19 protein-coding genes are annotated in these 21,713 nt (G+C 60.4%); 9 read left to right on the forward strand and 10 right to left on the reverse strand.

Annotation, left to right across the window (positions count from 1 at the left end; translation table 11 throughout):
- Positions 1 to 119: 119 nt before the first annotated feature.
- Genes CKW17_RS05980 through CKW17_RS05990 form a run of 3 tightly spaced genes read right to left on the reverse strand, consistent with a single transcriptional unit; the run spans position 120 to position 2,145 of the window.
- Positions 120 to 737: a TPM domain-containing protein gene (locus CKW17_RS05980; protein WP_038358258.1), complete on the reverse strand. Its 618-nt coding sequence runs from the start codon at positions 735 to 737 to the stop codon at positions 120 to 122.
- 33 nt (positions 738 to 770) lie between these two features.
- Positions 771 to 1,523 carry a YgcG family protein gene (locus tag CKW17_RS05985; RefSeq protein WP_095119161.1) on the reverse strand — a complete coding sequence of 251 codons (753 nt, stop codon included), beginning with the start codon at positions 1,521 to 1,523 and terminating at the stop codon, positions 771 to 773.
- A gap of 13 nt (positions 1,524 to 1,536) precedes the next feature.
- Positions 1,537 to 2,145: a LemA family protein gene (locus tag CKW17_RS05990; protein WP_095119162.1), complete on the reverse strand. Its 609-nt coding sequence runs from the start codon at positions 2,143 to 2,145 to the stop codon at positions 1,537 to 1,539.
- 261 nt (positions 2,146 to 2,406) lie between these two features.
- On the opposite strand from CKW17_RS05990, the gene bglX reads away from it, so the two are divergent.
- On the forward strand, positions 2,407 to 4,698 hold the full coding sequence (gene bglX, locus CKW17_RS05995) for a beta-glucosidase BglX (protein ID WP_095119163.1): 2,292 nt from the start codon (positions 2,407 to 2,409) through the stop codon (positions 4,696 to 4,698).
- A 140-nt stretch (positions 4,699 to 4,838) separates the two neighbouring features.
- Here bglX and CKW17_RS06000 read toward each other — a convergent pair whose 3' ends face one another.
- From CKW17_RS06000 to CKW17_RS06020, 5 genes are all read right to left on the reverse strand, one after another.
- Positions 4,839 to 5,996, reverse strand: coding sequence for a phosphatidylserine/phosphatidylglycerophosphate/cardiolipin synthase family protein (locus CKW17_RS06000; RefSeq protein ID WP_095119164.1), 1,158 nt, complete (start codon positions 5,994 to 5,996; stop codon positions 4,839 to 4,841).
- Between the two features lies 1 nt (position 5,997).
- The gene (locus CKW17_RS06005; protein WP_095119165.1) at positions 5,998 to 6,588 is read right to left on the reverse strand and encodes a YceI family protein; all 591 of its coding nucleotides are present in this window, start codon (positions 6,586 to 6,588) and stop codon (positions 5,998 to 6,000) included.
- A gap of 143 nt (positions 6,589 to 6,731) precedes the next feature.
- Positions 6,732 to 7,028, reverse strand: coding sequence for an amidase (locus CKW17_RS06010; RefSeq protein WP_095119166.1), 297 nt, complete (start codon positions 7,026 to 7,028; stop codon positions 6,732 to 6,734).
- A complete protein-coding gene (locus tag CKW17_RS06015; RefSeq protein ID WP_095119167.1) occupies positions 7,025 to 8,098 on the reverse strand; it encodes a serine hydrolase in 1,074 nt (357 codons plus the stop codon). Before CKW17_RS06015 ends, CKW17_RS06010 begins: the two co-directional genes overlap by 4 nt.
- Positions 8,099 to 8,264: 166 nt before the next feature.
- Positions 8,265 to 9,143 carry an acyl-CoA dehydrogenase family protein gene (locus CKW17_RS06020; protein WP_095119168.1) on the reverse strand — a complete coding sequence of 293 codons (879 nt, stop codon included), beginning with the start codon at positions 9,141 to 9,143 and terminating at the stop codon, positions 8,265 to 8,267.
- Positions 9,144 to 9,296: 153 nt separating this feature from the next.
- Here CKW17_RS06020 and olsB point away from each other — a divergent pair, with 153 nt between their 5' ends.
- Positions 9,297 to 10,052 (forward strand): L-ornithine N(alpha)-acyltransferase, encoded by a 756-nt coding sequence (olsB, locus tag CKW17_RS06025; protein WP_016982801.1) that lies wholly within the window; start codon positions 9,297 to 9,299, stop codon positions 10,050 to 10,052.
- Positions 10,052 to 10,846: a 1-acyl-sn-glycerol-3-phosphate acyltransferase gene (locus tag CKW17_RS06030; protein ID WP_016982802.1), complete on the forward strand. Its 795-nt coding sequence runs from the start codon at positions 10,052 to 10,054 to the stop codon at positions 10,844 to 10,846. The genes olsB and CKW17_RS06030 overlap by 1 nt, the downstream gene beginning before the upstream one ends.
- Positions 10,847 to 10,949: 103 nt before the next feature.
- Here the strand turns inward: CKW17_RS06030 and CKW17_RS06035 are convergent, their stop codons facing one another.
- Entirely contained in the window at positions 10,950 to 11,534 is a 585-nt protein-coding gene (locus tag CKW17_RS06035; protein WP_095119169.1) for an ACP phosphodiesterase, read from the reverse strand.
- A 170-nt stretch (positions 11,535 to 11,704) separates the two neighbouring features.
- Between CKW17_RS06035 and CKW17_RS06040 the strand changes: the two genes are divergently transcribed.
- Genes CKW17_RS06040 through CKW17_RS06050 form a run of 3 tightly spaced genes read left to right on the forward strand, consistent with a single transcriptional unit; the run spans position 11,705 to position 14,286 of the window.
- On the forward strand, positions 11,705 to 12,007 hold the full coding sequence (locus CKW17_RS06040; RefSeq protein WP_007917068.1) for a helix-turn-helix transcriptional regulator: 303 nt from the start codon (positions 11,705 to 11,707) through the stop codon (positions 12,005 to 12,007).
- 34 nt (positions 12,008 to 12,041) lie between these two features.
- Positions 12,042 to 13,208, forward strand: a complete 1,167-nt coding sequence (locus tag CKW17_RS06045) for an MFS transporter (protein WP_095119170.1) — start codon at positions 12,042 to 12,044, stop codon at positions 13,206 to 13,208.
- A gap of 28 nt (positions 13,209 to 13,236) precedes the next feature.
- On the forward strand, positions 13,237 to 14,286 hold the full coding sequence (locus tag CKW17_RS06050) for an alkene reductase (protein ID WP_095119171.1): 1,050 nt from the start codon (positions 13,237 to 13,239) through the stop codon (positions 14,284 to 14,286).
- 480 nt (positions 14,287 to 14,766) lie between these two features.
- Here the strand turns inward: CKW17_RS06050 and emhR are convergent, their stop codons facing one another.
- A complete protein-coding gene (gene emhR / locus CKW17_RS06055) occupies positions 14,767 to 15,399 on the reverse strand; it encodes an efflux system transcriptional repressor EmhR (protein WP_016982806.1) in 633 nt (210 codons plus the stop codon).
- Positions 15,400 to 15,665: 266 nt separating this feature from the next.
- Here emhR and emhA point away from each other — a divergent pair, with 266 nt between their 5' ends.
- Genes emhA through emhC form a run of 3 tightly spaced genes read left to right on the forward strand, consistent with a single transcriptional unit; the run spans position 15,666 to position 21,433 of the window.
- The gene (emhA, locus tag CKW17_RS06060; protein ID WP_095119172.1) at positions 15,666 to 16,823 is read left to right on the forward strand and encodes an efflux RND transporter periplasmic adaptor subunit EmhA; all 1,158 of its coding nucleotides are present in this window, start codon (positions 15,666 to 15,668) and stop codon (positions 16,821 to 16,823) included.
- Positions 16,824 to 16,826: 3 nt separating this feature from the next.
- Positions 16,827 to 19,976 (forward strand): efflux RND transporter permease subunit EmhB, encoded by a 3,150-nt coding sequence (gene emhB / locus CKW17_RS06065; RefSeq protein WP_016982808.1) that lies wholly within the window; start codon positions 16,827 to 16,829, stop codon positions 19,974 to 19,976.
- Positions 19,973 to 21,433: an efflux RND transporter outer membrane subunit EmhC gene (gene emhC, locus CKW17_RS06070; RefSeq protein WP_095119173.1), complete on the forward strand. Its 1,461-nt coding sequence runs from the start codon at positions 19,973 to 19,975 to the stop codon at positions 21,431 to 21,433. Before emhB ends, emhC begins: the two co-directional genes overlap by 4 nt.
- Positions 21,434 to 21,713: the final 280 nt, after the last annotated feature.

Genomic DNA, 21,713 nt, shown 5'->3' on the forward strand with positions numbered 1-21,713 from the left:
TAATCGACTCGGTTTTTCAGGTCGATGTCGAGCACCAGACACCTCGGTCGGCCCCCTCTCCCTCCGGGAGAGGGCTGGGGTGAGGGACTGGATCTCAGCGTCGACGAATAATCCAGGTCTTACCCCAGCACAATCAACCGATTCGGCAACTCATTCCTCACCTGCGTCACCGGCACATGCACCTTTAGCAATTCCCCACACGCCTCGATACACGTGACAAACCCTTCCAGCGTGCGCCCCTGCCTGACCTGCTCGGTAAACGCCGCGACAATGGCATCCCAGGATTTATTATCCAGCCGTTTGGAAATCCCCTCATCCACCAGAATCTCCACATACCGCTCCGCCTCACACACAAAAATCAGCATCCCCGTGCTGCCCACGGTGTGATGCAGGTTCTGCTCGAGAAACTGCCGCCGCGCCAGGTTTGACGCACGCCAATGCCGCACGCGACGCGGTATCAAATGAGTGGTGATTTTCGGCAGACGAAACAGCAGGCACAGCACGATAAACGCACCCCACTGCACCAGCAGCAGACTGCGCAGGGTCAGCCAGCCGGTCAGGTAGTGCACGACGCCCGGCACCACCAGTGCCAGGAGGCTTGCCCACAACAGCGGGATGTACGCGTAGTCATCGGCGCGGGCGGCCAGCACCGTCACCAATTCGGCGTCGGTGTCGCGCTCGACCCGGGCGATCGCCTCGGCGACTTTGCGTTGTTCGTGTTCGGTCAGTAGTGCCATGTTGAAAAGTGCCTGCTCATTATTCTTCTGATATCACCAGCCGCCGGACGAACCACCGCCGCCGAAACTGCCCCCGCCGCCGCTGAAGCCTCCGCCTCCACCGCCGCCAAACCCGCCACCACCGCCGAAGCCGCCCCCTCCTCCGGAGCCGCCACGGCCGGCAGGCAGGATACCGAGCATCTGGCAGACAAACACCGTCAGGATGAACAACATCACCAAAAACACGAACAATCCCGGATGCCGCGAGATGAAATCATCGGACGGATCACCGCTGGATTCATACACCGTCGACGGCTCATCCAGCGGATTACCGCCCAGCACCACCAGCATCGCCGCGATGCCATCGCTGATGCCTTTGCTGAAATTGCCGGTCTTGAAGGCAGGGGTTATGACTTGATGGATGATCACCGAAGTCTGCGCGTCAGTCAGTCGGTCTTCCAGGCCATAACCGACTTCGATGCGCAGTTTGCGCTCGTCACGGGCAACGATCAGCAGCGCGCCGTTGTTCTTGTCCTTCTGGCCGATGCCCCAGTGCCGGCCGAGCTGAACGCCGAAATCTTCGATGGTGGTGCCTTGCAGATCCGGCAGCGTAACGACGACCAACTGCTCGCCGGTCGCCTGCTCGTGGGCCTGCAACTGTTGGCCCAGTTGCGCGCGCACCGACGGCTCGAGCATCTGCGCTTCGTCCACCACCCGCCCGCTGAGCGCCGGGAACGTCAACTCGGCCTGGGCGCTGACGGCGAACAGCCACAGCATCAGCACCAGGCCCATTTTCAACACGCGCATGGACAACCTCGAATCAGAATTTCACTTCCGGGGCCTTTTCCGCGCCGGGCGTGGTGGCTTCGAAGGTTTCGCGGATCGGCAGATCGCTGTACATCACGCTGTGCCAGAGCCGACCGGGGAAGGTACGAATCTCGGTGTTGTATTTCTGCACCGCCAGAATGAAGTCGCGGCGCGCCACGGCGATGCGGTTTTCCGTGCCTTCCAGCTGCGATTGCAGGGCGAGGAAGTTCTGGTTGGCCTTCAGATCCGGATAGCGCTCGGACACCACCATCAAGCGGCTCAATGCGCCGGTCAGTTGATCCTGCGCCTGCTGGAATTGCTTGAGTTTCTCGGGGTTGTCGAGGGTACTGGCATCCACCTGAATAGACGTGGCTTTCGCCCGCGCCTCGATCACTGCGGTCAGCGTTTCCTGCTCGTGAGCTGCATAACCTTTCACCGTTTCCACCAGATTGGGGATCAGGTCGGCGCGGCGCTGGTACTGGTTCTGCACCTGTCCCCATGCGGCTTTGGCCTGTTCGTCGAGGGTCGGGATATTGTTGATGCCGCACGCGGTCAACAGCGTGGCCAGCACCAGCAGCGTGGCGACCTGTAAACGCGAGCGATTGGTTGGGCTTACATTCATCGCGGTGATGCTCCTTGGCACATATCATTATAAAAACCGAGCGCGAAACATTCTCAGCGGGCTCTTGGGGCATAATCGGCCGCGTCGCTGGATTACGACGGGGCAATGGGCTAAAAAGTGCCCTGCGTGATCATGCTGGCAAGTGTCGGCTGCCGTTTTTGGCTCTGTTTCTTTGAGCCCGTACCCGAACAACAATAGTCGCTCCCTAAATTTTGGCTGGCCGGCGTTGCATTGCCGCTTGGGCCCTTGAGAAAAATATTCATGAAGAAGCTGTGTTTGCTGGGTCTGTTCGTCAGCCTGGCCAGTCATCAAGTATTGGCCGCCACGACCCCGGTACCCTTGGAAAACAAGGACGCGTTCATCAGCAATCTGATGAACCAGATGACCCTCGATGAAAAGATCGGCCAGTTGCGCCTGATCAGCATCGGCCCGGAAATGCCACGTGAGCTGATCCGCAAAGAGATCGCTGCCGGCAACATCGGCGGCACGTTCAACTCGATCACCCGCCCGGAAAACCGGCCGATGCAGGACGCTGCCATGCGCAGCCGCCTGAAGATTCCGATGTTTTTCGCGTACGACGTGATCCACGGTCACCGTACGATTTTCCCGATTCCGCTGGCCCTCGCCTCGAGCTGGGACATGGACGCCATCGGCCAGTCCGGGCGCGTTGCCGCTAAAGAAGCCGCTGCCGACAGCCTCGACATCACCTTCGCGCCGATGGTCGACATCTCTCGCGACCCGCGCTGGGGCCGCAGCTCCGAAGGCTTCGGTGAAGACACCTACCTGACCTCGCGCATTGCCGGCGTCATGGTTCGCGCCTATCAGGGCGCCACCCCGAGCGCGGCTGACAGCATCATGGCCAGCGTCAAGCACTTCGCCCTGTACGGCGCGGTCGAGGGCGGTCGCGACTACAACACCGTCGACATGAGTCCGGTGAAGATGTACCAGGATTACCTGCCACCGTACCGCGCCGCGATCGATGCCGGCGCCGGTGGTGTGATGGTCGCGTTGAACTCGATCAACGGCATTCCGGCCACGGCCAACACCTGGCTGATGAACGATCTGCTGCGTCGCGACTGGGGCTTCAAGGGCCTGGCGGTCAGCGACCACGGTGCGATTTTCGAACTGATCAAGCACGGCGTGGCCCGCGACGGTCGTGAAGCGGCGAAGCTGGCGATCAAGGCCGGTATCGACATGAGCATGAACGACACCCTGTACGGCAAAGAACTGCCGGGGCTGCTCAAGTCCGGTGAGATCGAGCAGAAAGACATCGACAACGCCGTGCGTGAAGTGCTCGCGGCCAAGTACGACATGGGCCTGTTCAAGGATCCGTACCTGCGCATCGGCAAGGCTGAAGATGATCCGGCCGACACCTACGCCGAAAGTCGTCTGCACCGCGCCGAGGCCCGTGAAGTGGCGCGTCGCAGTCTGGTGCTGCTGAAGAACCAGAACGAAACCCTGCCGCTGAAGAAAGACGCAAAAGTCGCGCTGGTCGGCCCGCTGGCCAAAGCGCCGATTGACATGATGGGCAGTTGGGCCGCCGCCGGGCGCCCTGCGCAATCGGTGACGCTGTTCGATGGCATGAGTTCGGTGATCGGCAACAAGTCGAACCTGATCTACGCCCGTGGCGCCAACATCACCAGCGACAAGAAGGTGTTGGACTACCTGAACTTCCTCAACTTCGATGCGCCGGAAGTGGTCGACGATCCGCGCCCGGCCAACGTGCTGATCGACGAAGCAGTGAAAGCTGCCAAGGATGCTGACGTGATCGTTGCAGCGGTAGGTGAATCCCGTGGCATGTCCCACGAATCCTCCAGCCGCACCGACCTGAACATCCCGGAAAGCCAGCGCGAGCTGATCCGTGCGCTCAAAGCCACCGGCAAACCGCTGGTGCTGGTACTGATGAACGGCCGTCCGCTGACCATTCTCGAAGAGAACCAGTCGGCTGACGCGATTCTGGAAACCTGGTTCAGCGGCACCGAGGGCGGCAACGCCATCGCCGACGTGCTGTTCGGCGACTACAACCCGTCGGGCAAACTGCCGGTGACCTTCCCGCGCTCCGTGGGCCAGATCCCGACCTACTACAACCACCTGAGCATTGGCCGGCCGTTCACGCCGGGCAAACCGGGCAACTACACCTCGCAGTATTTCGATGACACGACTGGCCCGCTGTTCCCGTTCGGGTATGGCCTGAGCTACACCAACTTCGCCCTGAGCGACATGGCGCTGTCGTCGACCACCCTCAACGCCACTGGCAAGCTCGACGCCAGCGTCATGCTGAAAAACACCGGCAAGCGTGACGGCGAAACCGTGGTGCAGTTGTACATCCAGGACGTCACCGGCTCGATGATCCGCCCGGTGAAGGAACTGAAGAACTTCCAGAAAATCATGCTCAAGGCCGGCGAACAGAAAGTCGTGCACTTCACCATCACCGAGGATGACCTGAAGTTCTACAACGCCCAGCTCAAGTACGCGGCAGAGCCTGGCAAGTTCAACGTGCAGATCGGCCTGGATTCCCAGGACGTGACGCAGCAGAGCTTCGAGTTGCTGTAACCGCAAGCACACCGCGAAACCCTGTGGGAGCGAGCCTGCTCGCGAAAGCGGTCATTCAGCTAAACAATTGCTGACTGACACACCGCTTTCGCGAGCAGGCTCGCTCCCACATTGGATTTAGGGTGTATTCAGAATCGGTTTTAGCCGCGTCTGTCGAGGATATTGACCACCACCCGATCCACCCAGCCCCACACCCGCTGCTTCACCCGCCGCCACAACGGTCGGCGCTGCCACTCCTCCAGACTCACCTGCTGACTCAGCCCGAAGTCCTTCACAAAACTCGCCTCTACCGCTGCCGTCAACGACGGATCCAGCGCCTCCAGATTCGCCTCCAGATTGAAGCGCAGGTTCCAGTGATCGAAGTTGCACGAACCAATGCTCACCCAATCGTCGACCAGCACCATTTTCAAATGCAGAAAGCACGGCTGGTATTCGAAGATCTGCACCCCGGCCTTGAGCAATCGCGGGTAGTAGCGATGCCCGGCGTAGCGCACCGACGGGTGATCGGTGCGCGGCCCGGTCAGCAGCAAGCGTACGTCGACACCGCGCGCCGCAGCTTTGCGCAGGGAGCGGCGGATTTTCCACGTTGGCAGGAAGTACGGCGTGGCCATCCAGATGCGTTTTTGCCCGCTGTTCAGGGCGCGAAACAGCGATTGCAGAATGTCGCGGTGCTGGCGGGCGTCGGCATACGCCACACGGCCCATGCCCTCGCCCTTGTCCGGCACGCGCGGCAAACGTGGCAGACCAAAATGCGCGGCCGGGCGCCAGGCGCGGCGATAGCGGTTGGCGATCCACTGACGATCAAACAGCAATTGCCAGTCGATCACCAACGGGCCGCTGATCTCGACCATCACTTCGTGCCATTCGCTGGTGTCATGGCCCGGCGTCCAGAACTCGTCAGTGACTCCGGTGCCGCCGACCACCGCCAGACGCTGATCGACCAGCAGCAATTTGCGGTGATCGCGATAGAAATTGCCGACCCAGCGCCGCCAGCTCAGGCGATTGTAGAAACGTAGTTCGACTCCAGCGTGTGTCAGGCGCTGACGCAGATTGAGCGTAAACGCCAGGCTGCCGTAATCATCGAACAGGCACCGCACGCGCACACCACGTTCGGCCGCCAGCACCAGCGCTTGCACTATGGTTTCAGCACAGGCGCCGGCCTCGACCAGGTACAGTTCGAGTTCGATCTGCTCTTGAGCGCCAGCAATCTGCTCGAGCATGCGCGGAAAGAATTGCGGGCCGTCGATCAACAGTTCGAACCGGTTGCCATCCCGCCACGGGAACACCGCGCCGCGCATGTCAGCGCGCCGTGAAGATCAGCACCGCACCCACCGGCACCGACAGACTGATCGCCGACAGGTCGGCGAGTTTGCGCAGGCTTTCCAGCCCCGGCAGGAGATCGAAATCTTCAGCGTTGATCACCAGCGGCTCGAGGGTGACAACCTGAAAGCGCCGGTCATCGAGACGCGTCGCCAGCAACTCGGCCGGGTATTCGTGCTGCTTGCCGTGCAGGTTGACGGTCAGCGGCAGACGTAATTCCAGCTGCGCACCGGGGGCCAGATCGTTGATCGGGCGCAGGTCAATCTGGGTGGTGATGGTCGCTTCGGGGAATTGCTCGATCTGGAACAGCTCCTTGCGCATGCGCTCATCGCGCAGCGGGATGCCGCTGTTGATTGAGTCCAGCTCGACTTCGACTTCGGCGCGACCGTTGGGATCGACCTTACCGTGCAGCACCAGAAAGCGCTGCACTTCGGAAACATTGGCGTTTTTCGTGCTGACGAACGACAGCCGCGACGACTCGCCGTCCAGGTACCAATTGGCCTGCGCCGGTAGCGCGACGGCGGCGAGCAACAGGCTCGACAGGGTTGCACAGAGGGGGCGGTTGAACATTGAACACTCGTGGGGCCGATAAACCTGCACGAACCTTAACCGCCCACGCCGTTATTGCAACATCAAGATCAAAAGATCGCAGCCTTCGGCAGCTCCTACAGGGTGGACCCGATCCTGTAGGAGCTGCCGAAGGCTGCGATCTTTCAAGGCTGTAAACGACAGCCCTGACGTTCGCTTTGCCACTGGGCGCGGTTGCTGCGGCCCATGCCGCTGACGGTAATGGTTTTGCTGGCGGGGTCATCGGTGAACTGGCTGGTCGGCAGCCACTGCTTCACATAACCACGGCAATACTCGGCGTCGTTGTTCATCACATACCGGCACGAACAATATTCCTTGGCGGTGTAGGCGCTGATGATGTCGGGGAAGGCCCACAGGTTTTCTCGTTCGTAGACGACCCAGCCGAGCAGCAGGACCAGCACTAACAGCAAGAAGCGCTTCATGGATGCACCGCCTTCAGCACGCGTTTGAGCAGTTCGTTATGGCGGTAGCTGCCATCGCGATCATCGGCGTAACGCACGATCACCAGGTTGGCGCTGGGGATTACGTACAGCGCCTGGCCCCAATGGCCAAGCGCGGCGAAGGTGTCGGGCGGTGCATCGGGCCACGGTGATGCGGCGCTATCCGCCGGGCGATTGAGCCACCATTGGCCGCCGGGCACCGCTTCGTCCTGATGGGCCTTGTAACCGGCGAAGGGTTCAAGGTTGAACGCGACCCAGTCCTTGGGCAGCAATTGGCGATCACTCCATCGTCCATCGCGGGCCATCAACAAACCGACACGCGCCAGATCCCGCGCCGTCAGATAAGCGTAAGATGACGCGACAAAGGTGCCAGCGGCATCGGTTTCCCACACGGCATGACGAATGCCCAACGGTTCGAACAGCGCCTTCCACGGATAGTCTGGATAGTGCTGCGGGCCGACGATGTTCTTCAACGCCGCCGCGAGCAGGTTACTGTCGCCACTGGAGTAACGGAAAGCCTCACCCGGTTTGGCATAGATGACGTGGTCGGCGGTAAATGCAGCCATGTCGCGATGACCACGGGTATAGAGCATCGCCACCACCGAGGATTTCAGCGGGGCGTACTCGTAGTCTTCCTGCCAGTCGATGCCGGAGGCCCAGTGCAACAGGTCGGCGATTTTTATCTGCGGGTGTTTAGCGAGTGGCGGATAGAACTTCGCTGCGGGGTCTTCGAGTTTGAACAGGCCTTCGCCATACGCCACACCAAGGACCGTGGCCATCAGGCTTTTGCTGATCGACCAGGTCAGATGCGGGGTTTGTGCAGTGGTCGGGCCGGCGTAGCGTTCGTAGACGATCTGGCCGTCATGGATGATCAGCAGCGCGTCGGTGCGGATGCCTTTGCGGGTTGCATCGTCGCGGGGTGGGAAGGCGTAATTTCCCAGTGCCTCTGTATCGGTGAGCGTCGTGCCGGTTGGCCATTCTTCACCCGGCCATTGTTCGGCGTGAACGGTGAAGCTGATCAGCAGCAGAAACAGCGACAGGCCTTTGCACATGGGGAGGGCTCTTGGAGAGAACCTGCTGAGACTAGTCAGGGTTTATGACAGATGTGTGGTGTTCTTGGGATTGCTATCGCGAGCAGGCTCACTCCTACAGGGGATCGCATTTCAACTGACGAAACTCGATCAACTGTAGGAGTGAGCCTGCTCGCGATGAGGCCCTTCAGCCCGCCGCCAAAGCCTTGGCCAACCGCTTGGCCCGAGCCCCCGCCGCCAACTGCATCACCCCCTGATCGCGCTGCCACATCTGCGCCCATTCTGCCGGCCCGTCAGCCAACGCCTGACTCACCTCCCCCTCCAGCGCCTCAAACTGCGCAAACAACCCACCCAGCAACACATGCCCGGCGGGATTGTTCGGCGGTTGCCGACTCGCCTCGGCACACCCGGCCAACAGCGCCAGCAAGCGCAGTTGCAGCGCTTGCGGCCAGTCGCTGTCCTGTCCGACGCCATACAACCACGCGGTCATTGCGCTCAGTACGTAAACATCCTCAAGGGTGCGAAACGGTTTGACGTAAGCATCCCAACCATCACCGGCGAGCAACTCGCACAACGCCCCGTCAAGCTGCAACCGGCCATGACTGATGTCCGGCATCAACGGCAGCGCCGGCAGTTTTTCCACGGTCACGCCGGGCTCGCCGGGATACACCACGGCCAGACTCAGACGCGGACTTTCACCGGGCTCTTCACTGCGAGCGGCGATCAACAGCCAGTCCGCCGCATCGCCCGCCGTGACGAAATCCTTGCGTCCACTCAGGCGCAAATCGCTCAGCCGCGTCTGCATATCCGCCGGGCGCAAACTGCGCTGTTCGGTCGCACACAAAGCGCCCAGGCTCAGCGGCGCACTCGGCCACAACATGCGCAATGCCGCCTGATAACCGACCAGAAACGCCAGCCCCGGCGTCGCCATTCGCCGCCCGCCCGCGACCGCCAATTCGAACGGCGTGACGTTGCCCAGTTGCTGCAACAACATCGCAAAACCCTCGGCCAGGTCAGCAACGGCGGGCAATCGGTCACGGCTGTGCAGCAGATCTGGCCAGGGCATTAGAGGCTCCTTGGGGGCTGTCATATAAGCATCACCAAACTTTCATGGCGATGACACCGGGGCTACATAGCCTGACTTTGCACAACACGGCTGCATAAAGAAAGTCGATCGGCTGCAACCCACGACGGGTTAAAGGCCCGTACGGAGATTCACATGACTCAGATCGCCCGCATCAGCGACACCGGCAATGAACGCCGCCTGCAAGCCGAACGCCTGATCGGCGCCGAGGCTCTGCAGCAAGCCCAGGCCTTGCGCTTCAACGTCTTCAGCGGCGAATTCAACGCCAAACTGAAAGGCGCGGAACTGGGTCTGGACATGGATGATTATGATGTTCACTGCAGCCATATTGGCGTGCGTGATCTGAACACCGGCCGTTTGGTCGCGACCACACGCTTGCTTGATCACACCGCCGCCAGCAGCCTCGGCAAGTTCTACAGCGAAGAAGAATTCAGCCTGCATGGTCTGGCGCATCTGCAAGGCCCGATCCTCGAAATCGGCCGCACCTGCGTCGACCCGGCGTACCGCAACGGCGGCACCATCGCGGTGTTGTGGGGCGAATTGGCCGAAGTATTGAATCAGGGCGGTTACAGCTACTTGATGGGTTGCGCGAGCATTCCGATGCAGGACGGCGGCATCCAGGCGCACGCGATCATGCAGCGCCTGCGCGAACGTTATCTGTGCACCGAAAACCTGCGCGCCGAGCCGAAAAATCCGCTGCCGACGCTGGATATTCCATCGAACGTAATCGCCGAAATGCCGCCGCTGCTCAAGGCTTACATGCGTCTGGGCGCGAAGATCTGCGGTGAGCCGTGCTGGGACGAAGACTTCCAGGTCGCCGACGTTTTCATCCTGCTCAAACGCGACGAACTCTGCCCGCGCTACGCCAAGCACTTCAAGGCGGCCGTGTGATGAGCCGGTTGCGGGTGTACGCGCGGATCGCGCGGGTGCTGTTGGTGGTGTCGCTGGGCTTGACCATGGCCAGCGTCTTCGGCGTGTTTGAACGCATCGGTCTGGCGCATTCGATGGAGCGGCGTCAGCGCTGGTCGCGCTTCTTCATGGCGCGCCTGAGCAATGCCCTGCCCTTTCGCGTGACGGTGCACGGTGAGCTACCGAAACAGCCGATGCTGTGGGTCAGCAACCACGTTTCATGGACGGACATTCCACTGCTCGGCATGCTCACGCCGCTGTCGTTTTTGTCCAAGGCCGAGGTGCGTACCTGGCCGGTGGCCGGCTGGCTCGCGGCGAAGGCTGGCAGCCTGTTCATCCGTCGCGGTTCAGGTGACAGCCAATTGATCCGCAAGCAGATGACCCGTCACCTGCAAACCGAGCACGCCTTGCTGATGTTCCCGGAAGGCACCACCACCGATGGCCGTTCGCTGCGCACCTTTCATGGTCGCTTGCTGGCGGCGGCGATTGATTCCGAGGTGATGCTGCAACCGGTGGCGATCCGTTATCTACGCGATGGCGAAATCGATGCGCTGGCGCCGTTCATTGGCGACGATGATCTGCTCTCGCACCTGATGCGCCTGTTCAGCAATGATTGCGGCGATGTTGAAGTGCACCTGCTCAAGCCGCTTGCCTGTCAGGGGCGTGAGCGCGCGGCGCTGGCGTTTGAAGCGCAGCAGGCAGTGCAGAAGGCGTTGTTTGGCGAAGTGGCGAAACCGGCTGAACCGCGTCGTGCCGGCGAATTGATTGCCGCCTGAAAACACAAATCCCCTGTAGGAGTGAGCCTGCTCGCGATAGCGGTGGGTCAGTCACATCGATGTTGCCTGATGTACCGCTATCGCGAGCAGGCTCACTCCTACATTAGATCTGCGATGTCTGGGGGGATTGTGCGAAGTCCTGAAGTTGTGGGTAAAACAAAGCGAAATCCTCACTCAACGGCTCATACAACCGTCGCAACTCCTGCATCGCCCCCGCCAGCTCTTCCGGCCGGCTCAAGCGCCGCGAGATCCCGCGCAACACCTGCTCCAGCACTTCAAATTGCTGATACGAACCCAGCCAGTCATTGGCGACCATGTGCGGGGCGATCTTCGCCAGTCGCTCGGGCAGTTGCCGTTCGCGGGTCAGCACCCGATACACATCAGCGGTGAAAACCTCCAGCGGCTGATCGGCATACAGCCGCCAGTCCCGCGCCAGGCAGTGGTCGAAAAACACATCGAGGACGATCCCGGCGTAACGCCGGCGCGTGTCGGAAAACCGCCCCAGGGCGATATCCACCAACGGATGGCGATCCGTGAACACGTCAATCCGTCGATGCAGTTGAATGGCCGCTTCCACCTCCGGCGCAAACTGCCCTTGCAGCCGACCTTTGACGAAATCGCCATAAAGGCTGCCGAGCAGTTGCCCGGGGCGCTGGCCACCGAGGTGTAAATGTGCGAGATAGTTCATGGGCGCAGCTTAGCACTGCGGCCCATAAGCCATACACACACGTATCGTTATAACGCGATATACCAATTTATGCTGACGTCAGATCAAAATCATATTGGTGTATCGCGATCTAACGATTTATATTTCGCCACATCGCGATATAGCGTTGTACACATTGTGAGCACCCTGCCATGAACCTCGACCTCGACGAAATAATAAAAGCCCTGGCGCACCCAGTACGGCGAGACATCCTCAACTGGCTGAAAGACCCGAAGAACGAATTTCCGGAACAGTTGCACAACCACGAGTACGGCATCTGCGCCGGGCAGATCGATCAACGCTGCGGCCTGTCGCAGTCGACCGTTTCGGCACACCTCGCGACGTTGCAACGCGCCGGTCTGATCAGCAGCCAGAAGGCCGGGCAATGGCACTTTTTCAAACGTAACGAGGACGTGATCCAGGCGTTCCTCAGCACCCTCAGTAAAGAGCTCTGACCCTTAACGTCAGCCAGCCGACAAGGAAACCTGCATGCCCCTCTCGCTCCTCATACTCGCCTTGAGCGCCTTCGCCATCGGCACCACCGAATTCGTCATCATGGGCCTGCTGCCCGATGTGGCGGCCGACCTCGGTGTGTCGATCCCCGGCGCCGGCTGGCTGGTGACCGGTTACGCCCTCGGCGTGGCGATCGGTGCGCCGTTCATGGCAATGGCCACCGCCAGACTGCCGCGCAAAGCAGCACTGGTGGCGTTGATGGGCATTTTTATTGTCGGCAACCTGCTCTGTGCGATGGCCAGTGACTACAACGTGCTGATGTTCGCCCGGGTGATCACCGCGCTGTGCCACGGTGCTTTCTTCGGCATCGGTTCGGTGGTGGCGGCCAATCTGGTGCCAGCGAATAAACGCGCTTCGGCAGTGGCCTTGATGTTCACCGGCCTGACCCTGGCCAACGTCCTCGGTGTGCCGCTGGGCACTGCGCTGGGTCAGCAATACGGCTGGCGCTCGACCTTCTGGGCGGTGACGGTCATTGGTGTGATCGCGCTGATCGGCCTGATCCGCTTCCTGCCAGCCAAGCGTGACGAAGAGAAACTCGACATGCGCGCCGAACTCGCCGCCCTTAAAGGTGCCGGGATCTGGCTGTCGCTGAGCATGACCGCGCTGTTCGCCGCGTCCGTCTTCACCCTGTTCACCTACGTTGCTCCGCTGCTCGGCGAAGTCACCGGCGTGTCGCCCCGTGGCGTGACCTGGACACTGATGCTGATCGGCCTGGGCCTGACCGTCGGCAACATCATCGGCGGCAAACTGGCTGACAAAGGCATGGCCGCCACGCTGATCGGCGTGTTCATCGCCATGGCCGTGGTCTCCACCGTGCTGACCTGGACCAGCGTCGCGCTGATCCCGACCGAAATCACCCTGTTCCTCTGGGCCACCGCGTGTTTCGCCGCCGTGCCGGCGCTGCAAGTCAACGTGGTGACCTTCGGCAAAGCCGCACCGAACCTGGTGTCGACCTTGAACATCGGCGCCTTCAACGTCGGTAACGCGCTCGGCGCCTGGGTTGGCGGCAGCGTCATCGCCCACGGTTACGGCCTGACCAGCGTGCCGCTCGCAGCCGCCGCGCTGGCCGTGCTCGCCCTGCTGGTGACCCTGATTACTTTCCGTCAGAACGGCAATGCCGATCTGGCCCCGGCAACTAACTGATTAACTTTTACTTATGAGGGTTGTAGACATGGCAACTATTTTTGATCCGATCAAACTGGGCGACATCGAACTAGCCAACCGCATCATCATGGCTCCGCTGACCCGCTGCCGCGCCGACGAAGGCCGCGTGCCGAACGCGCTGATGGCTGAATACTACGTACAACGCGCGTCGGCTGGCCTGATCCTCAGCGAAGCCACGTCGGTGACGCCGATGGGCGTTGGCTACCCGGACACCCCCGGCATCTGGTCCAACGATCAAGTGCGCGGCTGGGCCAACGTGACCAAAGCCATTCACGGCGCTGGCGGCAAGATCTTCCTGCAACTGTGGCACGTCGGCCGGGTTTCCCACCCGTCGTACCTCAACGGTGAAGCGCCAGTGGCACCAAGCGCCATCCAGCCGAAAGGTCACGTCAGCCTGGTTCGCCCACTGGCCGACTACCCAACCCCACGTGCACTGGAAACCGCTGAAATCGCCGACATCGTCGACGCCTACCGCACCGGTGCCGAGAACGCCAAGGCTGCCGGTTTCGACGGCGTGGAAATCCACGGCGCCAACGGTTACCTGCTCGACCAATTCCTGCAAAGCAGCACCAACCAGCGCACTGACAACTACGGCGGTTCGCTGGAAAACCGTGCGCGCCTGCTGCTGGAAGTGACTGACGCGGCGATCGAAGTCTGGGGCGCCGGCCGTGTCGGTGTGCATCTGGCACCGCGCGCCGACTCCCATGACATGGGCGACGACAACCTGGCAGAAACCTTCACCTACGTGGCTCGTGAGCTGGGCAAACGCGGCATCGCGTTCATCTGCTCCCGTGAGAAAGAAGGTGCCGACAGCCTCGGTCCACAACTGAAAGAAGCTTTCGGTGGCCCGTACATCGCCAACGAAAAATTCACCAAGGACAGCGCCAATGAATGGCTGGCCAGCGGCAAGGCTGACGCGGTCGCGTTTGGTGTGCCGTTCATTGCCAACCCGGATCTGCCGGCGCGTTTGAAGGCGGATGCGCCGTTGAATGATGCGCGGCCGGAGTTGTTCTACGCGAAAGGGCCGGTCGGTTATATCGACTATCCAGCGCTGTAAGGCATCACGCAGAAACGCGAAAGCCCCCGACTTGTGAGAGTCGGGGGCTTTTTTGTGTTCGCCTGGAGAGTGATTGCGCGGCTGAGTACGTAGCCCCTCACCCCAGCCCTCTCCCAAGGGAGAGGGCGCCGATTGGGGAATGTTCGAAGCCTGAGTTCGGCTGGATAGCTCAGGTCGACGTATCTCGAAAGAACACGTCAGTCAGTCTCCTCTCCCAAGGGAGAGGGAGCCGATTTGTGTAGTTTTCAAATTCGGAGTTCGACTGGGTTTTTCAGGTCGGCGTATCTCGCAAGAACACCTCGGTCAGTCCCCTCTCCCTCTGGGAGAGGGCTAGGGTGAGGGCAAGCGGCTCACACTCATTCACACAGCAGACACAAATTCCCTACAAAATGCCTAGCTCGCTACGTTTAAACTCCCCCCGCTGCGAAGCTATTTAAAGGCAGGCCAACTGACATAACCTGTGCCAATTACGCATTTGTTTCATTTGCGCAGGCTGGGGCTCAGGCGCAGCATATCCAACCCTGTATCGACCCAACGCTCAGCCTCGGCATGCAGCTCAAAGCTGTCCGGCGCCAGCAGCCATCCATACAGAAGGCCATCGATATAGCTGTGAATACTGATGGCCGCGCGGGCAGTGTCGAGATCTTCCGGCAACTGGCCGCGATTGACCGCATTACGCAACGTCAGAGCGATGCGCTCATTGCAATCGAGACTGACGTCCCGGCGCTGCTGGCGCAAATCGCACATTTCATCGGTGAACTCGCACTTATGAAACAGAATTTCGTTGATACGCCGGGTTTTCGGGTCCAGCGCAACTTGATGAAACAAATGAATCAGCAGTTGGCGCATGCAGCCCAGCGGATCGAGCTCATCTTCACTTTCGCTGGCTCTGGCCAGTTCATCCAGCGGCTCACGCAGCGAATCCAGCATGGCCTGGACCAGATCGGCCTTGTTGCTGAAATGCCAGTAAATAGCGCCGCGAGTGACGCCGGCCATTGTCGCGATGTCGGCCAGCGTCGTACGAGCGACGCCCCTTTCATAAAAGGCTTTCTCCGCCGCTTCCAGAATCTGGCTACGGGTTTCTTGAGCTTCCTCTTTGGTACGACGGACCATGACAGTAAAACCTCAAACAGGATGTTTCAGGGATGGCTGAATATCCGCTGAATAAAGAGGGGGCGATCTCTCACGGATCAGCTCCCCGGCCTACAATTTCAAACCTTGCGACGTGTTTTGTAACAGGGTGGATACGACGTCAAGGTATTTACAAACAACCATGAACGTAAGTATATTCCTTAGCAAGCTACTTATCCACCCGGTATCCTTTTTTTACCCTTACACACTTCTTGTGCGCTATTTGCGCGCCTGACCCGAGGATCTTCATGCAATTCAAGCCAGCTGTTACCGCTCTGGTCACTGCCGTCGCCCTGGCATCGCTGCTCAGCGGATGTAAAAAGGAAGAAGCGGCACCGGCCGCTCCACCGCCTCAGGTCGGCGTCGTCACCCTGCAACCACAAGCGTTTACCCTCACCTCCGAGCTGCCAGGTCGCACCAGTGCGTTCCGCATCGCTGAAGTGCGTCCACAGGTCAACGGCATCATTCTCAAGCGTCTGTTCAAGGAAGGCGGCGATGTCAAAGCCGGCCAGCAGCTGTATCAGATCGATCCGTCGGTCTATGAAGCGACCCTGAAAAGCGCCGAAGCCAACCTGCGTTCGACCAAGTCGATCTCCGATCGCTACAAGCAACTGGTCGACGAGCAGGCCGTAAGCCGTCAGGAATACGACACCGCCGTGTCCAACCGCATGGAATCGGAAGCGTCGCTGCAGAGCGCGCAGATCAACGTGCGTTACACCAAGGTTTACGCGCCAATCTCCGGCCGTATCGGTCGTTCTTCGGTCACCGAAGGTGCGCTGGTCAGCAATGGCCAGACCGACGCAATGGCGACGATCCAGCAACTGGACCCGATCTACGTCGACGTCACCCAGTCTTCGGTTGAGCTGCTGGAATTGCGCCGCGAGCTGGAAAGCGGTCGTCTGCAAAAATCCGGTGAAAACTCGGCAGCGGTCAAACTGACCCTGGAAGACGGCAGCCAATACAAGCTCGACGGTAAGCTGGAATTCTCCGAAGTCACGGTCGACCCGACTACCGGTTCTGTGACCCTGCGTGCAGTGTTCCCGAACCCGGATCACACCCTGCTGCCAGGCATGTTCGTCCGCGCCCAGTTGCAGGCCGGCGTCAACGCTGCGGCCATTCTGGCGCCGCAACAAGGCGTGACCCGCGACCTCAAAGGCACCCCGACCGCACTGGTCGTCGGCGCCGACAACAAGGTCGAACTGCGTCAGCTCAAGGCTAGCCGTACCGTCGGTAGCCAGTGGCTGATCGAAGACGGCTTGAAAGCGGGCGATCGTCTGATCACCGAAGGGCTGCAATACGTGCGCCCGGGTGTTCAGGTCAACCCGTCCGAAGCCACCAATGTCGGCAACAAGAACCCGGCCCCCGCTCAGGCAGCTGACAAAGCCGCCGGCGGCAAAGGGGAGTAATCCATGTCAAAATTCTTCATCGACCGTCCGATTTTCGCCTGGGTAATTGCCCTGGTGATCATGCTGGTCGGGGCACTTTCGATCCTGAAATTGCCGATCAACCAATACCCGAGCATTGCGCCGCCGGCCATTGCGATCTCCGTGACCTACCCGGGCGCTTCGGCGCAAACCGTGCAGGACACCGTGGTCCAGGTGATCGAGCAGCAGCTCAACGGTATCGACAACCTGCGTTATGTGTCCTCGGAAAGTAACTCCGACGGCAGCATGACCATCACCGCGACCTTCGAGCAAGGCACCAACTCCGACACCGCGCAGGTGCAGGTTCAGAACAAGCTGAACCTCGCCACCCCGCTGTTGCCGCAGGAAGTGCAGCAACAAGGTATCCGCGTGACCAAGGCAGTGAAAAACTTCCTCTTGGTGATCGGCGTGGTATCGCGTGACGGCAGCATGACCAAGGACGACTTGTCCAACTACATCGTGTCGAACATGCAGGATCCGATCTCGCGGACCGCTGGTGTTGGTGACTTCCAGGTCTTCGGTGCCCAGTACGCAATGCGCATCTGGCTCGACCCGGCCAAGTTGAACAAGTACAACCTGACCCCGGGCGATGTCAGCACCGCGATCTCGGCACAGAACGTCCAGGTGTCTTCCGGTCAGCTCGGTGGTTTGCCGGCGTTGCCGGGCCAGCAACTGAACGCGACGATCATCGGCAAGACCCGTCTGCAGACTGCCGAGCAGTTCAAAGCGATTCTGCTGAAGGTTAACCAGGACGGCTCGCAAGTGCGTGTCGGCGACGTCGCTGACGTCGGTCTGGGCGGTGAGAACTCGAGCATTTCCGCGCAGTTCAACGGCAGCCCGGCTTCTGGTCTGGCGGTAAAACTGGCCAACGGTGCCAACGCCCTCGACACCGCCAAGGCGCTGCGCAAGACGATTGACGACCTCAAGCCGTTCTTCCCGCAAGGCATGGAAGTGGTGTTCCCGTACGACACCACCCCGGTGGTGACCGAGTCGATCAAAGGTGTGGTTGAAACCCTGGTCGAGGCGATCGTGCTGGTGTTCCTGGTGATGTTCCTGTTCCTGCAGAACTTCCGCGCCACCGTCATCACCACGATGACTGTGCCGGTGGTATTGCTCGGTACGTTCGGCATCCTCGCGGCGTTCGGTTTCAGCATCAACACCCTGACCATGTTCGGCATGGTGCTGGCCATCGGTTTGCTGGTGGACGACGCCATCGTCGTGGTGGAAAACGTCGAGCGGGTGATGAGCGAAGAAGGCTTGTCACCGAAGGAAGCGACCAAAAAGTCCATGGGCCAGATCCAGGGCGCACTGGTCGGTATTGCGCTGGTGCTGTCGGCGGTACTGTTGCCGATGGCGTTCTTCAGCGGTTCCACCGGTGTGATCTACAAACAGTTCTCGATCACCATCGTTTCGGCCATGGCCCTGTCGGTACTGGTCGCGCTGATCTTCACCCCGGCGCTGTGCGCCACCATGCTCAAGGCGATTCCGAAAGGCGAGCATGGCACGCCGAAGAAGGGTTTCTTTGGCTGGTTCAACCGCAATTTCGACCGTGGTGTGCAGAGCTACGAGCGCGGTGTCGGCAACATGCTGTCGCGCAAAGCGCCGTACCTGCTGGCCTATCTGCTGATCGTAGTCGGCATGATCTGGCTGTTCACGCGCATTCCAACCGCGTTCCTGCCGGAAGAAGACCAAGGCGTACTGTTCGCCCAAGTGCAGACCCCGGCCGGCTCGAGTGCCGAGCGTACTCAGGTGGTGATCGACGAAATGCGCAGCTACCTGCTGGATAAAGAAGCAGGCGCAGTGTCCTCGGTGTTCACCGTGAACGGCTTCAACTTCGCCGGTCGCGGTCAGAGCTCTGGCCTGGCATTCATCATGCTCAAGCCGTGGGACGAGCGTAACTCGGACAACAGCGTGTTTGCCCTGGCCCAACGAGCCCAGCAACACTTCTTCAGTTTCCGCGATGCCATGGTGTTCGCTTTCGCCCCGCCTGCGGTACTGGAGTTGGGTAACGCCACCGGTTTCGACGTGTTCCTGCAAGACCGCGCCGGTATCGGTCACGAAAAGCTGATGGAAGCGCGTAACCAGTTCCTCGGTCTGGCGGCGCAAAGCAAGGTGCTCTATCAGGTGCGTCCGAACGGCCTGAACGATGAACCGCAATACCACCTGGAAATCGACGACGAGAAAGCCCAAGCCCTTGGCTTGAGCCTCACCGACATCAACAGCACGCTGTCGATCTCCTTCGGTAGTAGCTACGTCAACGACTTCATCGACCGTGGTCGTGTGAAGAAGGTTTACGTGCAAGGTCAGGCCGGTGCTCGCATGAGCCCTGAAGACTTGAAGAAATGGTACGTGCGCAACAACGCCGGGACCATGGTGCCGTTCTCCGCGTTCGCCAAAGGCGAGTGGATCTACGGTTCGCCGAAGCTGGCCCGTTACAACGGCGTGGAAGCGATGGAGGTGCTCGGTTCGCCAGCGCCGGGTTATTCCACCGGTGAAGCGATGGCCGAAGTCGAAGCGATTGCCAAGAAGCTGCCGGCGGGTGTCGGTATCTCCTGGACCGGTCTGTCCTATGAGGAACGTCTGTCGGGTTCGCAAGCGCCAGCGCTGTACGCTCTGTCGCTGCTGATGGTGTTCCTGTGTCTGGCGGCGTTGTACGAGAGCTGGTCGATTCCGATCGCGGTTATGCTCGTGGTGCCACTGGGGATCATCGGTGCGCTGCTGGCCACCAGCCTGCGCGGTCTGTCCAACGACGTGTACTTCCAGGTGGGGCTGTTGACGACCATCGGTCTGGCGGCTAAAAACGCCATTCTGATCGTCGAGTTCGCCAAGGAACTGCATGAACAGGGACGCAGCCTGCGTGATGCGGCGATCGAAGCCTGCCGAATGCGTCTGCGCCCGATCATCATGACCTCGCTGGCCTTCGTCCTCGGTGTTGTACCGTTGGCGATCTCCACTGGCGCCGGTTCAGGCAGTCAACATGCGATCGGTACCGGCGTGATTGGCGGTATGCTCACGGCCACGATCCTGGCGATCTTCTGGGTCCCACTGTTCTTCGTTACGGTTTCGTCCATCGGCCAGCGTAAGATCGCTGACGAGGATGAAGCTACTGAAACTCCTAAAGAGGCTGGCCAATGAGCAAGTCGCTACTCTCCATCGCAGTCGCCGCCTTCGTGCTGAGCGGTTGCTCGCTGATACCTGATTATCAGCAGCCTGAGGCTCCGGTCGCAGGCCAGTTCCCGCAGGGGCCGGCGTACTCGCCGGCCCAGGCACCGGCGCAGGCCGCTGCCGAGCAGGGCTGGAAGCAGTTTTTCCATGACCCGGCGCTGCAACAGCTGATCCAGGTATCCCTGGAAAACAACCGCGACCTGCGTGTCGCGGCGCTGAACATCGACGCTTATGCGGCTCAATACCGCATCCAGCGGGCTGATCTGTTCCCGGCGGTTTCGGCCAATGCCAACGGCAGCCGTCAGCGGGTTCCGGCCCGTGCCTCGCAGACCGGCGAGTCGAGCATCACCAGCTCCTACTCCGCCACTGTCGGCATCAGCGCTTACGAACTCGACCTGTTCGGTCGTGTTCGCAGCCTGAGCGAGCAAGCGTTGCAACAATACTTCGCTACTGAAGAAGCACGCCGCAGCACCCAGATCAGTCTGGTCGCCAGCGTCGCCAATGCTTACCTGACCTGGCAAGCGGACAAGGAACTGCTCAAGCTGACCCAAGACACCCTCGGTGCCTTCGAAGAAAGCTACAAGCTGACCAGCCGCAGCAACGAAGTCGGTGTCGCTTCGGCACTGGATCTGGCGCAGTCGCGTACCTCGGTGGAAAACGCCCGTGCGCAACTGGCGCGTTACACCCGTCAGGTCGCGCAGGACGAAAACAGCCTGACCCTGCTGCTCGGCACCGGTATCCCGGCCAATCTGCAAGCAGCCAAACCGCTGGCGGATGACCTGCTCAGCGACGTACCGCCGGGGCTGCCTTCGGATCTGCTGCAACGTCGTCCGGACATCCTGCAGGCCGAGTACAACCTGAAAGCGGCCAACGCCAACATCGGCGCAGCGCGTGCGGCGTTCTTCCCGAGCATCAGCCTGACCGCCAACGCGGGCAGCCTGAGCCCGGATCTGTCCGGCCTGTTCAAGGGTGGTTCGGGGACGTGGTTGTTCCAGCCGCAGATCAACCTGCCGATCTTCAACGCCGGCAGCCTGCGCGCCAGCCTCGACTACGCCAAGATCCAGAAGGACATTGGCGTGGCGAACTACGAGAAGTCCATTCAAACGGCCTTCCAGGAAGTCGCCGACGGCCTGGCCGCACGCCAGACCTACACCGAACAGCTGCAAGCGCAACGTGACTTCGTTCAGGCCAACCAGGATTACTACCGCCTGGCCGAACGTCGCTACCGCATCGGCGTCGACAGCAACCTGACCTTCCTCGATGCCCAGCGTCAGCTGTTCAGCGCACAACAAGCGCTGATCACCGACCGCCTCGCGCAGCTGACCAGTGCGGTCAACCTGTACAAGGCCTTGGGCGGTGGCTGGAATGCGCAAACCGCGCAGAACGAACCGCTGAAAGAAGAAGCACCGAAGATGAAGTTGTTCTGATCATCATCAGGTGAAAACAGGAAGCCCACCGATTGGTGGGCTTTTTGTTGCCTGAGAATCAAAAGATCGCAGCCTTCGGCAGCTCCTACATTTGGAATGCATATCCCTGTAGGAGCTGCCGAAGGCTGCGATCTTTTGATCTTCAATGCTGTTCGATAATCGCCCAAAACCCGCTTTTCCCAATTGAATCAGAACATCCGCCCCCCGCACCATTCGATCAACAAAACCAATAACAACAGGTTCGACACCATGCTCCCGCGCCCTGCCCCGTCCGGCTGAT

It is taken from the genome of Pseudomonas sp. Irchel s3f10, assembly GCF_900187515.1.
Taxonomy (GTDB): Bacteria; Pseudomonadota; Gammaproteobacteria; order Pseudomonadales; family Pseudomonadaceae; genus Aquipseudomonas; species Aquipseudomonas tensinigenes.

Bases quoted from the DNA above. Each gene is read 5' to 3' on its own strand.
- emhA (WP_095119172.1), top strand. From the start codon at position 15,666: ATGCAATTCAAGCCAGCTGTTACCGCTCTGGTCACTGCCGTCGCCCTG.
- emhC (WP_095119173.1), top strand. From the start codon at position 19,973: ATGAGCAAGTCGCTACTCTCCATCGCAGTCGCCGCCTTCGTGCTGAGC.
- CKW17_RS05985 (WP_095119161.1), bottom strand. From the start codon at position 1,523: ATGCGCGTGTTGAAAATGGGCCTGGTGCTGATGCTGTGGCTGTTCGCC.
- CKW17_RS06030 (WP_016982802.1), top strand. From the start codon at position 10,052: ATGAGCCGGTTGCGGGTGTACGCGCGGATCGCGCGGGTGCTGTTGGTG.
- CKW17_RS06000 (WP_095119164.1), bottom strand. From the start codon at position 5,996: ATGCGCGGCGCGGTGTTCCCGTGGCGGGATGGCAACCGGTTCGAACTG.
- CKW17_RS06050 (WP_095119171.1), top strand. From the start codon at position 13,237: ATGGCAACTATTTTTGATCCGATCAAACTGGGCGACATCGAACTAGCC.
- emhR (WP_016982806.1), bottom strand. From the start codon at position 15,399: ATGGTCCGTCGTACCAAAGAGGAAGCTCAAGAAACCCGTAGCCAGATT.
- CKW17_RS06010 (WP_095119166.1), bottom strand. From the start codon at position 7,028: ATGAAGCGCTTCTTGCTGTTAGTGCTGGTCCTGCTGCTCGGCTGGGTC.
- CKW17_RS05980 (WP_038358258.1), bottom strand. From the start codon at position 737: ATGGCACTACTGACCGAACACGAACAACGCAAAGTCGCCGAGGCGATC.
- CKW17_RS06040 (WP_007917068.1), top strand. From the start codon at position 11,705: ATGAACCTCGACCTCGACGAAATAATAAAAGCCCTGGCGCACCCAGTA.
- olsB (WP_016982801.1), top strand. From the start codon at position 9,297: ATGACTCAGATCGCCCGCATCAGCGACACCGGCAATGAACGCCGCCTG.
- CKW17_RS06045 (WP_095119170.1), top strand. From the start codon at position 12,042: ATGCCCCTCTCGCTCCTCATACTCGCCTTGAGCGCCTTCGCCATCGGC.
- CKW17_RS06035 (WP_095119169.1), bottom strand. From the start codon at position 11,534: ATGAACTATCTCGCACATTTACACCTCGGTGGCCAGCGCCCCGGGCAA.
- CKW17_RS06020 (WP_095119168.1), bottom strand. From the start codon at position 9,143: ATGCCCTGGCCAGATCTGCTGCACAGCCGTGACCGATTGCCCGCCGTT.
- bglX (WP_095119163.1), top strand. From the start codon at position 2,407: ATGAAGAAGCTGTGTTTGCTGGGTCTGTTCGTCAGCCTGGCCAGTCAT.
- CKW17_RS06005 (WP_095119165.1), bottom strand. From the start codon at position 6,588: ATGTTCAACCGCCCCCTCTGTGCAACCCTGTCGAGCCTGTTGCTCGCC.
- emhB (WP_016982808.1), top strand. From the start codon at position 16,827: ATGTCAAAATTCTTCATCGACCGTCCGATTTTCGCCTGGGTAATTGCC.
- CKW17_RS05990 (WP_095119162.1), bottom strand. From the start codon at position 2,145: ATGAATGTAAGCCCAACCAATCGCTCGCGTTTACAGGTCGCCACGCTG.
- CKW17_RS06015 (WP_095119167.1), bottom strand. From the start codon at position 8,098: ATGTGCAAAGGCCTGTCGCTGTTTCTGCTGCTGATCAGCTTCACCGTT.